The sequence below is a fragment of the Sphingobacterium faecale genome, assembly GCF_016746095.1.
Taxonomy (GTDB): Bacteria; Bacteroidota; Bacteroidia; order Sphingobacteriales; family Sphingobacteriaceae; genus Sphingobacterium; species Sphingobacterium faecale.
In genome coordinates this window covers 95,572-109,051 of record NZ_JAERTY010000004.1, presented here as the reverse complement: position 1 = coordinate 109,051, position 13,480 = coordinate 95,572, and the positions used below count along the sequence as shown (strand labels likewise).

Sequence of the window (13,480 nt, the reverse complement as noted above, 5' to 3'; positions counted from 1 at the left end):
AAATGTTTATCGTAACGACTCAAAAAGTATTAACTTTGCGAAGTTACAAAATTATATTTCAGCTTGAATTTTCCGTTATTTATTGCAAGGCGAATCATATTTAAGGGACAACGTACCTTTTCTAAGCTTATTGTGCGTGTCACTATTGGAGCTTTAGCCTTGGCGATTATTGCAATCTTACTCTCTGTAGCGATTTTAAGAGGGTTTAAGGATGAGATAACAGCAAAGCAGCGTGGTTTTTTTAGCGATATAATTATTACCAAACAGGATTTGAGCCAGGCGGAGAATGCGCCAATCTCTCTTTCTGCTGCAAAGCTGGATGAGATTCGAAATCTGCCCAACGTTGTTTCTATCTCGCCTTTTGCTACAAAGGTGGGGATCATGAATGTCAATGGAGAGGTCGAAGGGGTGCTACTGAAAGGAGTAGAGTCTACTTATGATCAATCATTTCTGGCAAAGACGTTGGTAAAAGGAGATACTTTAAATCTCCAGGCCGAGGATGGGGATAGTCAATTGTTGATATCAGCCTATTTGGCCGAACGGTTGAAGCTACAATTGAATGATGGATTTATCATGTCTTTTGTGCAGGACAACAGAACGCGTAAACGTAAATTTGTCGTCCGTGGTATATTCCGTACTAATTCTGAAGAATTGGATAAAAATTATGTCATTGGTTCTTTGGATTTAATTCGACGTCTTAACAATTTAGGAGAGCGGGATGCTGGGGCTTATGAAATTCGGATAAAAGATTTTAAGCAGTTGGAAGCGACTACAGAGCAGGTCGATGATGTCCTGCCTTTAGAAATGAAATCCATGAATATTGTGGAGCATTTGGCTGATATCTTCAACTGGTTGAAGATGCTGGATATGAACGATGACATTATTTTTGTGCTTATGGTGATTGTTGCCGTAATCAATATGATATCATCACTGCTGATTACCATCTTGGAGCGAACCTTTTTAATCGGAATGTTGAAGGCTTTGGGAATGATTAATCGAGAGATACGGAAGATATTTCTGCTGAATTCATTGTATTTGATCGGATATGGATTATTGATTGGAAATAGCGTTGCTTTATTTATTTACCTGCTCCAAAATGAGACAAGATTCTTCAAGTTGGATCCAATGATTTATTATATTGAATACGTACCGATGTCGATAGACTTTGTAACAGTCGTTATTCTTAATCTGAGTATTGTTTTTATTGCCTTATTGACGCTTTTTATTCCCTCTATGTTGATTTCGCGCATTTCTCCTATTAAAACAATACAATTCAAGTAACCCTTAAAAGACCCTTATTTTTCCAAAAATCTACTTTTTTTCGTACTTTACCTACGATTTGCAATGTAAGAGTTGCAGTGTGTTGTAATTAAACGAACTATAGTCGATTTATGAGTAGTAAGATTTTTGAACATTTAGCTAACGCATTTGAAGCCCCTCTCACTAACCCCGTACTTGTCTTTTCTTTAGTACTTTTTATAATACTCTTGTCGCCCATATTATTGCGGCCGATACGTGTACCCGGTATTATAGGTTTGATTCTGTCTGGGGTCATTATTGGACCTCATGGGCTTAACTGGCTGGAGAAGAGCTCAGCGGTAAATCTTTTTTCGACAATTGGTCTTTTATATATCATGTTTATTGCGGGACTTGAGTTAGATATGAATGAGTTTAAGAAAACCAAGCACAAGAGCGTGATGTTTGGTTTTTTTACTTTTGCGATTCCAATAGCTATAGGTTTTCCTGTTTGTCATTACCTATTGGGGTATGACGTGTTGCCCAGCATATTGATTGCGAGTATGTTTGCTACCCACACATTGGTTTCTTATCCTATTGTTAATAGATATGGTATTTCAAAACATGAAGCTGTCGCCATTACCATCGGAGGTACGATATTGACAGATACGGCAGTTTTGATTATTCTAGCCGTCATCACGGGCGCTTCCCAAGGAAATATAAATCAAGAGTTCTGGGTTACGTTAGGCGTTTCATTTGCCATTTTCCTTTTTATAATGTTCGGTATCATTCCTAAAATCGCGAAATGGTTTTTCGAAAGAATCGAATCGGAAAAAACAGGGCATTATATTTTTGTACTTACTGTAGTGTTCTTTGCGGCTTTCTTGGCGGAGATGGCAGGGTTGGAGCCTATCATAGGAGCCTTTGTTGCTGGACTAGCATTGAATAAGTTGATTCCACACTCTTCGGCACTTATGAACCGTATAGAGTTTATCGGTAACGCTATTTTTATTCCTTTCTTTTTGATTTCTGTGGGGATGATTGTAGACGTGAGTGTATTGACAAAGGGACCGATGGCACTTATTGTGGCAGGTACATTGACTGTTGTTGCGATATCAGGTAAATACTTGGCAGCCACAGTGACCCAGTTGATTTTTAAATATTCGAAGAATCAAAGAAACCTAATCTTTGGATTGAGCAATGCCCATGCCGCCGCAACTCTAGCCGTCATTATGGTGGGGTACAGTAATAATATTATTGATGAAAATGTGTTGAATGGTACCATTCTACTTATCCTGGTAACCTGTATCGTAGCGACCATGGTCACGGAGAGTGCATCTAAGAAAGTCGTCATGGAGGGGCATCAGGATGACGCACATGTGGAGCACGTAGAAGAGGGGGAAGAGCAAATAATGATTCCCATTGCCAATCTTAGCACCATGGAGCCTATTTTGGATTTTGCGACTTTAATCAAATCCAAGAAGTCTCATTACCCATTAAGTATTTTGAGCGTCGTCCCTGACAACGAACGGGCCGAACGTAATTTGATAGAAGCCCGAAGGAACCTTGATAGTATGGCCAAGTATGCTTCAGGCTCGGAGACAGAGGTTGAACTGGTGACTACTATCGACTATAATATTGCAGCTGGTATCTCTAGAATGTCGAAACATGTTTTTGCGGATTGTATCATTATGGGGTGGCCTAGTGCTGTTTCATTTGTAGAGAAGATTGTGGGTGAAAAGACAGAGAGTATTCTAAATACAACAGACACTACTTTATTTATGTGTAGACTTGAGAAACCATTGATTTCACATAAGTCCATTACCGTATTTGTTCCTCCTTTGGCAGAGTCTGAATTTGGATTTACCTATTGGATGGAAAAGATATTGAAGCTAGCGCAAGAATTATCCCTTCCAGTGAACTTTATTTGTAATTCGAGGACAGTGGGGGCGACAGAAGAAGTTCAAAAACTTCTTAAATCCAGTGTGCCTTTGCATTTTTCAAATTATGAAGATTGGGACAATATCTACGGCTTGGCGACATTTAGTAATGTCGACTCCTTACTCGTTTTTGTGTCTTCTCGAAATGGAGAAGTCTCTTACCGCGATTCTTTGGATGGTTTGGCGCGAAGAGTGGGACGCTACTATAAAAACCAAAACTTAATCTTGTTATTCCCTAGTCGTCAGGCTGACTCTCATATCGATGAATATGAACACATTCAGACAGCACCTATTTTCAGAAAGATAAGCCGTGAGATTGGTAATATGTTTAATAAAGAAAAACAAAACTGATAGCTATGAGTGGAAAAATAACCGTGGATTCGAAAGGGAAACTGCAGGTGCCCGATGCACCTATCATTCCTTTTATTATTGGAGATGGAATTGGACCTGATATTTGGAAAGCCTCAGTCCGTGTATTCGACGAAGCAGTCAAAGCTTGTTATAACGGTAAGCGGAATATTGTATGGAGAGAGGTATTGGCCGGAGAGAAGGCATTTGAGCTGACAGGAAGCTGGTTGCCAGAAGAAACTTTAGCTACTTTTAAGACATATCTGGTTGGTATAAAAGGGCCGCTAACGACACCTATCGGTGGTGGTATCCGTTCATTGAATGTAGCCTTACGGAAAGAGTTGGATCTGTATGTGTGCTTACGCCCTACAGTATGGTACGAAGGAGTACCTTCACCAGTGAAACACCCTGAATATGTTGACATGGTTGTCTTTAGAGAGAATACCGAAGATATATATGCCGGGATTGAATTCGCTGCTGGTAGTGATGAGGCCCATCGACTACAAGGCTTTTTATCTGACGAATTGGGCGTAGCATATGAATTTTCTGATACGACGGGGGTCGGCATAAAACTAGTCTCTGAAGAAGGTTCTAAAAGATTGGTCCGCGCCGCAATCGAATATGCCGTGACACACAACTTACCATCGGTAGCGTTGGTGCACAAAGGTAATATCATGAAATATACCGAAGGCGCATTTAAGCAATGGGGATTTGAGGTGGCTGAAAACGAGTTTGCTGCGCATACCTATACTTGGGGGCAGTGGGAGCGTACAAAAGCCGAAAAGGGGCAGGATGCAGCCAATGAGGAACAGAAGGAGGCGCAACGCGCAGGCAAGATTATTATCAAAGACATTATAGCTGATAATTTCTTACAACAGATATTACTCGCACCACGGGATTTCTCCGTTGTAGCTACTTTGAACCTTAATGGAGATTATATTTCTGATGCCCTGGCTGCTATGGTTGGAGGAATCGGTATTGCTCCAGGAGCGAATATCAATTATAAGACCGGACATGCTATTTTTGAGGCTACACATGGTACAGCTCCCAGATTTGCCAATACAGATACCATGAATCCTTCATCCGTTATTTTGAGCGGTGTTATGATGTTGGAGTATATGGGCTGGAATGAGGCTGCTGATGCTATTAAAAATGCTTTGGGTGAAACCATAAGGGAAAAAAAGGTTACTGTAGATTTCTTTAACCTGATGAATGGAGCTACCTTGTTGAAGACTAGTGAATTTGCGGACGAAATCATCAAAAAACTTAGTGTCGATTAGGTAACTGAAAATAGAGTATGATGAGCGTTAGTAAATTACCTCCCTTTGTACGGGATTCGGTTGTCCTTACGGTCTTAGATAAAGAGAAGCTAGCTCGTATGGAGAGTTTGCCTTCGGAAGACGAGGTCGATGCTATTCGGCGTCTTCCAGAGATATTAGAATTGACCAATGCATTTATTGGAGACGAGAGTTCTAGGTATACCCATTTACAGTTGAAAGCAAAAGAATATCTTGATAGTGACGATGTGATGATGGCGTGGAAAGTATTGCTTCTGTAGGTTAGCCCTGTTTGATCATTTTCCTGTTTTTTTGACTGCTGTATATTCCCTTCTGTCCCGAGACGAATGCCGCTATAAGCGTTGATAGCAAGGCAAAAGGTAAAATATAGATTCCAAACAGCTCTGCAGCCATAATTGCACAGGCAAAGGGAGTTTTAGTGCTACCAGAAAAGACAGAAACAAAGCCAAGTCCCGTAATCACCAACAGGGGGAGAGGGATATATATCGAAAGGAAGCTAGCAAACGTTGCTCCGATAAAGAACAGGGGAGTTACTTCTCCTCCTTTGAATCCGACACTCAGTGTCAGGCAGGTGAGCACGATCTTAGCTAAGAAATCTATGCCCGATTGAGGCTGTTCGAATGACTCCAAAATAGTCGGGATACCGAGTCCAATATATTTGGTATTGCCTATATAAGCAATAATAGCGAGTATGACCAGAGACCCTATCACCACACGCCAGTACGGATTATCTATTCTCTTGAATAGATGGCTCAGCATATCTCCTGTATAGGTGAAAAAACGCGCTACTACACCAGCGAGTATAGCAAAGAGTATGACCCAATGAATATCCTGGATTTGGAACAGTTGGAAGTCTAAAAAAGGGTAGTGGGTGTGCGGTGCCTGAAGCAACAGGCAGACACCGTGTGACAGGTAAGCGGTTAGAAGTGCAGGTATTATCGCCTTGTAGCGTAATTTGCCCAAACGAAATAGCTCTACCGAAAAGACCACACCAGCGAGCGGAGTGCCAAAGAGAGAAGTAAATCCTGCAGCGATTCCGCATATCAGTGTTATCCTCGTTTGGGTTTTGTTCAGCCCCATTTTCTTTGCGATAAAATCAGCATAAGTCCCGCCATATTGGACAGCGGTTCCCTCACGGCCTGCAGATCCACCGAAGAGGTGCGTCAATAGCGTGGCCACAATAACCAATGGAGCCATTAATAGAGGAATATTTCCTTTAGGATTATAATACTCTTCAAACAGGAGGTTATTACCCTTACTTGCCACTCCGCCATAGCGTTGGTATAAAAATACAATCAGTAGGCCAGCTACTGGCAACCCGAGTAGCAAAAACTGTCGTTGTTCACGTAGGTCTCCAACATAGTTTAATGCATTTAAAAACACCACAGAAGTAATGCCTGTAAAAACGGCAATACTAATGCCTATTTTTAGCCAGCTATACCAAGGAAGACCGATCAGTGAAGCGAATTTACTATTGCGCACGAGTACTTATCGTGTTATAGAAATGAAACCAATAAAGAGGCCCATCCGATAATCATTAACAAACCACCTAAAGGAGTGATGGGACCCAAGAAACGAAGGTTGGCTTTCCAATATTCTGAAAACGACAGCAAATAAATGCTGAATGAGAATAAGATAGTGCCAATTGCAATTCCATATACTGCCAAACGCTGACTGTACAACGTAAAATCACAGCTAAACCCAACGAGTAATAATGCTAGGGCACTATACATCTGATAACGGACACCTACTTCAAAGGAAGCTAATTTATCTGCACTGATTATTTTCTTGAAGGCATGGGCACCAAATGCACCAAGCATGATGGCCAAAATTCCAAAACCGGCTCCAAGGACAAGAGTTACTGTCTGCATATTAATTAAGTTGTTTTTCTATGGTCTTTAAATCTGCGAACCCAGTATGTTTTCAGATTCTCTTTCCTCCTTTGTACAAGTAGAGTACAGGGATACTCGTTATGCCTAGTTGCTTGGTCAAGGTGTCATTTTCGTCAACATCGATTTTTAAAACCTTAACTCGACCCGCATATTTTTCTGCAATTTGTTTTATAGATGGTTCCATCTCTTTACAAGGTCCACACCAACTAGCATGAAAGTCGACGAGCACCATCTGTTCGTCTTTTGTGAGTGCTTTAAATTGCTTTAATGTAATCCCTTTAGGTGCCTGCGATAGATTTTTTTCTAAAGGAAGGTTTGTGGCTTCCCACTTCAGTATACCTCCTTCAATTTCATATACCGTAAATCCCCGATCGGCTAAGTTTTTGGCAGCCTGTGCACTACGGCCTCCCGATAGGCAATATACATATACCGGAGATTTCTTATTGAGTTTAGATAAGGTACCTTCTTCAAATTCTGCCTTTTGATTCCAATCTAGATTTATGGAATTAGCGATATGCTTATCTGTATATTCCTTTTGTGTACGTACATCCAGCAACTGTGCTTTTTTATTCTTTTCAAATATTTTAGCGGCTTCCGATGCCGTTATTTTGGTTTGCCCAAAGGCGGTAGTTAGGCATGCTATTAGTACTAGGAGTGAGTTCAGTAATCTTATCATTTTTTAATTTTTTAGATGAATAAATGGGGAACCTATTTTAACAAGTTCTCCATTATGCAAATTAAATTCCCATTTCTTTTAGTATAAATTGGGCATTGTCTATTTTGTCAGCGACCCAAAGCACATAGCGAATGTCTACGCCTATCGATCTGCTGTAGCTTTCATTCCAGGCAAAATCATTGATCGTTGCATCATAAGAGCGGTCAAAGTTGACTCCAATCAACTCGCCGTAAGCATTCATGATAGGGGAGCCCGAGTTTCCTCCCGTAGTGTCCATATTGTATAGAATGTTGACGGGTACATCATTCAAGTCCCCTTTACTATAAGCGCCGAAATTTTTGCTCAACCACGCTTGCTTAATAGCTTCAGGGTATCGGAATTCTGCATCGCCGGAGTTTCCTTTTTCAATTAATCCCTTTACGGTTGTGAATGGCTTCATATAGGTTGCATCAGCAGGGCTATAGCCTTTTATATTTCCATAAGTCAACCGTAATGTAGAGTTTGCATCTGGAATAAAGTTTTTAGACTGATACAGCTCTTTAACGGCAACATAATCGCCCATTAATCTATTCAATACTCCTTCGCGACGCTTTTGTTCCTGGCGGAATGGTTCTATTTCCGTTTCAACCTTTTGTTGGAAGCTTAGGAGTTCATCGTTGTATGCTGTAAGGCTAGCTACACTTTTAAGAACATCATTGTATAAAAGGGCTTTGTCATTCACTTTTGATTGAGCGATAGCTTCTTGTATATATTTTGTAGCGCTATCTTCATTTCCGAAGTTTTTGTTTACCACAGTCTGCACCTGATTTTTACCTTTAAAAAGATAGGCTTGAGCAAATAGGTGTCCCGCTATGCGTTCGTCCGCTTGTTTATTGTAGCTTTCGTATATGCCGTCCAGCTGTTGCTTAAAACGTGCTATGTTCTGATCGAAAAACTGTTGTTTACTTGATGTACCTCCCTGTTTGTCGAGGATACTTTTGAATTCATTGACCAAAGACGCGATTTGGAGCGAGCGGATGCCTGTATACAGGTTATTGAACCATAGCTCTCTTTCTGCATCACTGAATACCAGCTTGTAATGTTGGTCGATGTCAGCCATCAGCGTTGCATATTTCTTACTTAACTCCGGTTTAGAGGCGATAAATTGACCTAGTGCCAGGTCTTCTTGTTGTTTACTTTGAATAAGGTCGATATTGCGCAAGCCTTTTAATTTTCCTCTGTAGTTTTTCATTACATTGGCATTGCGTTTTATTCTTGTTGCTAGAGCTAGTTCGGTAGCTTTATCATTTTTTCCGGCCAGTAACATTTGTTGATTCTGGTAATCATAGAGCTCTGACGTATAGGGTAATAAAAACTGCTGCTGATATGTGATATACTGTGCAGGACGATGTCTGAATGTTCTTCCCGGATATCCCAATATGAATACAAAATCATTTTCTTCAACTCCTTTTGGATTCACTTTCAAGTGTTTTTTGGGTTTGTAAGGAACGTTCTTTTTGGAATATTTAGCCGCACTTCCATCTGGAGCAACGTACGCCCTTAAGAAAGAGAAATCCCCGGTATGTCTAGGCCATACCCAGTTGTCTGTCTCTCCTCCAAATTCTCCGATATCCTGACGGGGAATATAAACCAACCTTACATCTTCTATCGTACGGTAGCGGAAAAGTACATAACTTTTCCCTATAAACATTTCCGAAACTTCTGCTTTGATTGACGGATCTTCTTTCTCTGCCTGACGCGCTATCTCTTCCCGTTTTCTGTTTATTATATTAATACGTTCGATAGGATCATTGACTTGCGCTACAGCATTCAATATTTGTGCAGAGACATCATCATAAGATTCGGTAATACGGATCGTAAGTCCCCGGGCTTCTATTTCCTGCTCTTGCGAATTCGCAACAAAACCATTTTCCAAATAGTTGTGTAGCGGTGTTGAGGCTAATTGAACCGCACTGAATGCACAGTGGTGATTTGTGATAATCAGTCCGTTGGGCGATATGAAAGAACCTGAGCAACCAGATACCTGAACCAAAGCATCCACCAGACCTACTTGTCCTGGGTTGTAAATGTCTTTTTCACTGATTTTTAACCCTGCTTTTTTTAGCCCAGCTCTATTTAACTCACTCAAGGGAAACATTCCTTCGTCTGGTATAGACGCCGAAAAATTGAATGCCCCTAGTCCCAATAGGGCCGCTAATAAAATAGAGGGCTTAAAATTGTACTTCATATTAATCACTTTTTGATAGTATTGTATTCTCTCTTATATAAAAAGCCTCGGTGATAGACGGTTGTGTCTATTATTTGACGGATTCACTTTAGTGCTTTTTCCAAAAGTACTAAATTCCTACCTTTATATACCTCATTTCTTATCTTTGTATAGTTAAAACTTATAAGATGACCCTAGTTCAATTGGAATACGTTATTGCGGTAGACACCTATCGGAGTTTCGTAGCCGCAGCCGAAAAGTGTTTTGTTACTCAACCTACCTTGAGTATGCAGATTCAGAAGTTGGAGGAGTCGTTGGGGGTCAAAATTTTTGACCGCAGTCGACAGCCTGTAATCCCTACAGAGGTAGGCAAGCGGATTATTAAGCAAGCCCGTGCCGTTCTTACGGAAAGCAAGAAGATTACAGAGATTCTACAGGAAGCTAAGGGCGAGCTAGAAGGTGAGTTCAGAATAGGAGTGATACCCACGGTGGCTCCTTACCTTTTGCCTGGGGTAATTACCTCATTTTTGAAAAAATACCCTAAAGTCCAATTGCAGGTCTGGGAATACACCACAGAGCGAATTACAGAGGAGCTCAAAGCCGGAACGCTCGATTGCGGTATATTATCAACCCCCTTGCTGGATAATACCATCTTGGAAATGCCTTTGTTTTATGAAACATTTGTAGCCTATGTATCCGAAAAGAGCACGCTTTTTGATAAGAAGATGCTAGGCTATGATGATTTGTCTCAAGAGAAACTATGGCTGCTTAATGAAGGACATTGTATGCGGGGGCAGGTGCTCAATATTTGTAACTATAAGCATAATCAAGGAGCGAACGGTACGTTCGAGTACAATACAGGTAGCGTCGAGACACTGAAGCGGATGGTCGAGATTAATGATGGGTTGACGATTTTGCCCGAATTGAGTATCTTAGGGTATAATGAAGACCAATTGGGACATGTACGCTATTTTAAAGCTCCGGAGCCCGTACGTGAGATTAGTATAGTCACTACGCATAACTATGTGAAGAAAATGGCCGTAAAGGTATTGAAGGGTGAAATTTTAGCAGTTGTGCCCGAACGCTTTAAATCAAATAAAAAGAAAGATATTATCGGTTTTAATATCTAAACAAAAAGTCATATGAGGAGTAGATTTCTGAAGAGATTGGATCGGATTAATAAGTGGAGGATGGAAAGACTTTCGAACCGAAACTTTTTAGTAATACTTGCTTTTTTGGTCGGATTGATTGGTGGATTAGCTGCAGCGCTACTTAAAGGACTGACACATTTTATCGCATCTGCCTTACAGGATGATGTCGAGTGGCATATCAAGTATTCCGTTTATCTTATTTTTCCGCTGATAGGTATATTGTTAAGCGTACTGTATGTACGCAAGTTTTTGAAAGGCAAGACATTTGAACATGGGATTACGCCTATTATCTATTCCATCTCCAGGCGGTCCAGTCGGATAGAGGTGCACAATGTATACTCACAGATCGTTACGAGTGCGATTACCGTGGGCTTCGGAGGCTCCTGTGGATTGGAGGCACCGATTGCACATAGCGGATCGGCAATCGGGTCTAATATCGGTCGTTTCTTTGGGTTAAGTTATAGAGAGGTGACCATGTTATTAGCCTGCGGCGCCGCCGCAGGTATATCAGGGGCTTTTAATAGCCCGATAGCTGGGATGATTTTCGCCATCGAAATTTTGCTTCCAGAATTTTCCATCCCTGCCTTTATCCCCTTATTGATTTCGTCAGCTTTGGCTGCAGTTGTATCTAGGCTTTTGTACAGCGAGCCTCTTTTCCATACTGCGCTCACCGATTGGGAAGTAGGAGCATTGTTCTTTTATTTTCTTTTGGCTATTTTGATAGGACTGTTTACGGTTTATTTTTCGAAGCTCAGCCAACAGGTGAAAAATTGGTTTTCAAAGATCCAGAACCCTTATAATAAAGTTTGGAGTAGTGGTCTAGCATTAGGGGTGCTGATTTTGGTTTTCCCCGCGCTATATGGAGAAGGTTATCTCACGATACAGCAGATTTTAGATGGGCAGTTTGATTCCATTGTCAAGAACAGTTTGTTTTCCGATTTCAGAGGAATTGGCTGGATTGTGGTATGCTATACGGTGCTGACTTTGTTCGCAAAATCCCTAGCATCCTTATTTACTATCAGTGGAGGCGGTAATGGAGGTGTTTTTGGTCCCAGTTTGGTGATGGGAGGACTTTTAGGCTTTGCCTTTGCTTATGGTGTTAATTTGACTGGTGTCATCGAGCTGAATGTACCGAATTTTGTGATGGCAGGTATGGCCGGAGCATTAAGTGGCATTATGCACGCCCCGTTGACCGGGATATTTCTGATTGCCGAGATTACAGGAGGCTATGCCCTGATGGTTCCCTTGATGATTGTCGCCTCCATCTCTTATCTGATAAATAGAGCGGTGATGAAACACTCCATCTATACTAAAGTACTTGCCGAATCGGGCGATTTGATTTCCTATGAAGACAAGGACAGGACGGTGTTAAGCATGATGAAGCTACGCTATGTGATAGAGCAGAACTTCGTCTTGTTAAAGCCTAACGAAACCCCACTTGATAGAAAAGGTGATATTATCCATTCGAAGCGAAATATCTTTCCCATAGTGGATGATGAGCGGAAGCTTTTAGGGATAATATACAGCGAACGGCTATTTTCTATTTTATTAGGCGAAGAAGAAGGGGCTGAACGTACATTTGCGTCGTTGGCTCAAAAACCAGTTGATATTATCAAAGAAAATGAGGATATGGAACGCGTAATGCAAAAAATGAATAAAGATGATGTCTGGATATTACCCGTAGTGGATAGTCAGGATAGATATCTTGGATTCATTTCAAAAGCAGCGGTATTCAATAAGTATAGAGCGCTCCTCATGAGGCAGGGGACATACCTCGAATAAGAAATAATGGCTCTTAGTTTCTAAGAGCCATTATTTTTGATATATATTTTCCTACGATGTCAAACTCGAGGTTGACTACAGTGCCCACATCCACATGTTTTAAGTTTGTGTTTTCTATTGTATAGGGAATAATCGCGACAGAAAAACGGTCCTGCAGAGAGTTCACCACAGTTAGACTGATGCCATTTACGGCTATTGAGCCCTTTTCGACCGTGATATTACTAAGAGATGGATCGTACTGGAATGTAAATAGCCAGCTACCATCGTGATTCTCTTTCGATATACATATTGCTGTCTGATCTACATGTCCCTGCACAATATGGCCATCAAATCTTCCGTTTGCCTGTGTACATCGCTCAATATTGATTAACTGTCCCTCCTCAAGAGTATTTAAACTCGTTTTTTGTAAGGTCTCGTCAATAGCAGTAACTTTATGGATATCTCCTTCTATACCTACCACAGTAAGACATACACCATTGTGAGAGACACTCTGGTCGATTTTCAATTGAGAAGATAAGTCCGAATTAATATAAATATGAAGATTTGTTTGTTCCCGTTCGATTTTCGTGACGGTCCCTAAAGTTTCGATAATACCAGTGAACATAAGTGCTTAAAAGATGTTTACGCAAAATTAGACAAATGAATACGTATAAGCAACTCTTTTGGTCAAGGGATTGTTAGTTGTTCAGTCTGTTAAAAAATAAGATAAAAAGCAATTTATTTTTATTTGTGTAAATAATACACTAACTTTAACTAATTCCTATAAGGGAGTGGTGCGATGGCGGATATAGTCATCGCCTCTTTTTCTTATTAGTAAATTATTTACCTGAATATCAGTGTTTTAGCTTGTGTTGTGCTTTTTTGATCCAAAAATGTTTGGATTGAATGGAAAATATATGTTACCTTCGCTTAGGTTTAGGTTGATTGCCTCGTCTAGAGGTCAAATTTTAA

General features: G+C 40.7%; 11 protein-coding genes. 6 read left to right on the top strand and 5 right to left on the bottom strand.

All coding sequences use genetic code 11. From position 1 onward, the window contains the following. Positions 1-63: 63 nt before the first annotated feature. The 4 genes from JKG61_RS08430 (at position 64) to JKG61_RS08415 (ending at position 5,082) form a co-directional block, all read left to right on the top strand. The gene (locus JKG61_RS08430) at positions 64-1,281 is read left to right on the top strand and encodes an ABC transporter permease (RefSeq protein ID WP_202102538.1); all 1,218 of its coding nucleotides are present in this window, start codon (positions 64-66) and stop codon (positions 1,279-1,281) included. A gap of 110 nt (positions 1,282-1,391) precedes the next feature. Beyond that, on the top strand, positions 1,392-3,527 hold the full coding sequence (locus tag JKG61_RS08425; protein WP_202102537.1) for a cation:proton antiporter: 2,136 nt from the start codon (positions 1,392-1,394) through the stop codon (positions 3,525-3,527). A 5-nt stretch (positions 3,528-3,532) separates the two neighbouring features. Next, positions 3,533-4,804 carry an NADP-dependent isocitrate dehydrogenase gene (gene icd / locus JKG61_RS08420; protein WP_202102536.1) on the top strand — a complete coding sequence of 424 codons (1,272 nt, stop codon included), beginning with the start codon at positions 3,533-3,535 and terminating at the stop codon, positions 4,802-4,804. A gap of 17 nt (positions 4,805-4,821) precedes the next feature. Then, complete coding sequence (locus JKG61_RS08415; RefSeq protein WP_202102535.1) at positions 4,822-5,082, top strand: hypothetical protein; 261 nt, start codon at positions 4,822-4,824, stop codon at positions 5,080-5,082. Between the two features lies 1 nt (position 5,083). Here JKG61_RS08415 and JKG61_RS08410 read toward each other — a convergent pair whose 3' ends face one another. From JKG61_RS08410 to JKG61_RS08395, 4 genes are all read right to left on the bottom strand, one after another. Continuing rightward, entirely contained in the window at positions 5,084-6,304 is a 1,221-nt protein-coding gene (locus tag JKG61_RS08410; RefSeq protein ID WP_202102534.1) for a chloride channel protein, read from the bottom strand. Between the two features lie 14 nt (positions 6,305-6,318). Beyond that, on the bottom strand, positions 6,319-6,693 hold the full coding sequence (locus JKG61_RS08405; RefSeq protein WP_202102533.1) for a DUF423 domain-containing protein: 375 nt from the start codon (positions 6,691-6,693) through the stop codon (positions 6,319-6,321). Between the two features lie 52 nt (positions 6,694-6,745). Further along, a complete protein-coding gene (locus JKG61_RS08400; RefSeq protein ID WP_202102532.1) occupies positions 6,746-7,390 on the bottom strand; it encodes a thioredoxin domain-containing protein in 645 nt (214 codons plus the stop codon). Between the two features lie 61 nt (positions 7,391-7,451). Next, positions 7,452-9,617 (bottom strand): S46 family peptidase, encoded by a 2,166-nt coding sequence (locus tag JKG61_RS08395; RefSeq protein WP_202102531.1) that lies wholly within the window; start codon positions 9,615-9,617, stop codon positions 7,452-7,454. Between the two features lie 167 nt (positions 9,618-9,784). Between JKG61_RS08395 and JKG61_RS08390 the strand changes: the two genes are divergently transcribed. Then, positions 9,785-10,726: a hydrogen peroxide-inducible genes activator gene (locus tag JKG61_RS08390; RefSeq protein ID WP_202102530.1), complete on the top strand. Its 942-nt coding sequence runs from the start codon at positions 9,785-9,787 to the stop codon at positions 10,724-10,726. Positions 10,727-10,738: 12 nt separating this feature from the next. Beyond that, complete coding sequence (locus JKG61_RS08385) at positions 10,739-12,529, top strand: chloride channel protein (RefSeq protein WP_202102529.1); 1,791 nt, start codon at positions 10,739-10,741, stop codon at positions 12,527-12,529. A gap of 13 nt (positions 12,530-12,542) precedes the next feature. Here the strand turns inward: JKG61_RS08385 and JKG61_RS08380 are convergent, their stop codons facing one another. Then, positions 12,543-13,133, bottom strand: coding sequence for a riboflavin synthase (locus JKG61_RS08380; RefSeq protein ID WP_202102528.1), 591 nt, complete (start codon positions 13,131-13,133; stop codon positions 12,543-12,545). Between the last annotated feature and the right edge of the window lie 347 nt (positions 13,134-13,480).

Bases quoted from the DNA above. Each gene is read 5' to 3' on its own strand.
- JKG61_RS08425 (WP_202102537.1), top strand. From the start codon at position 1,392: ATGAGTAGTAAGATTTTTGAACATTTAGCTAACGCATTTGAAGCCCCT.
- icd (WP_202102536.1), top strand. From the start codon at position 3,533: ATGAGTGGAAAAATAACCGTGGATTCGAAAGGGAAACTGCAGGTGCCC.
- JKG61_RS08415 (WP_202102535.1), top strand. From the start codon at position 4,822: ATGATGAGCGTTAGTAAATTACCTCCCTTTGTACGGGATTCGGTTGTC.
- JKG61_RS08405 (WP_202102533.1), bottom strand. From the start codon at position 6,693: ATGCAGACAGTAACTCTTGTCCTTGGAGCCGGTTTTGGAATTTTGGCC.
- JKG61_RS08400 (WP_202102532.1), bottom strand. From the start codon at position 7,390: ATGATAAGATTACTGAACTCACTCCTAGTACTAATAGCATGCCTAACT.
- JKG61_RS08395 (WP_202102531.1), bottom strand. From the start codon at position 9,617: ATGAAGTACAATTTTAAGCCCTCTATTTTATTAGCGGCCCTATTGGGA.
- JKG61_RS08390 (WP_202102530.1), top strand. From the start codon at position 9,785: ATGACCCTAGTTCAATTGGAATACGTTATTGCGGTAGACACCTATCGG.
- JKG61_RS08385 (WP_202102529.1), top strand. From the start codon at position 10,739: ATGAGGAGTAGATTTCTGAAGAGATTGGATCGGATTAATAAGTGGAGG.
- JKG61_RS08380 (WP_202102528.1), bottom strand. From the start codon at position 13,133: ATGTTCACTGGTATTATCGAAACTTTAGGGACCGTCACGAAAATCGAA.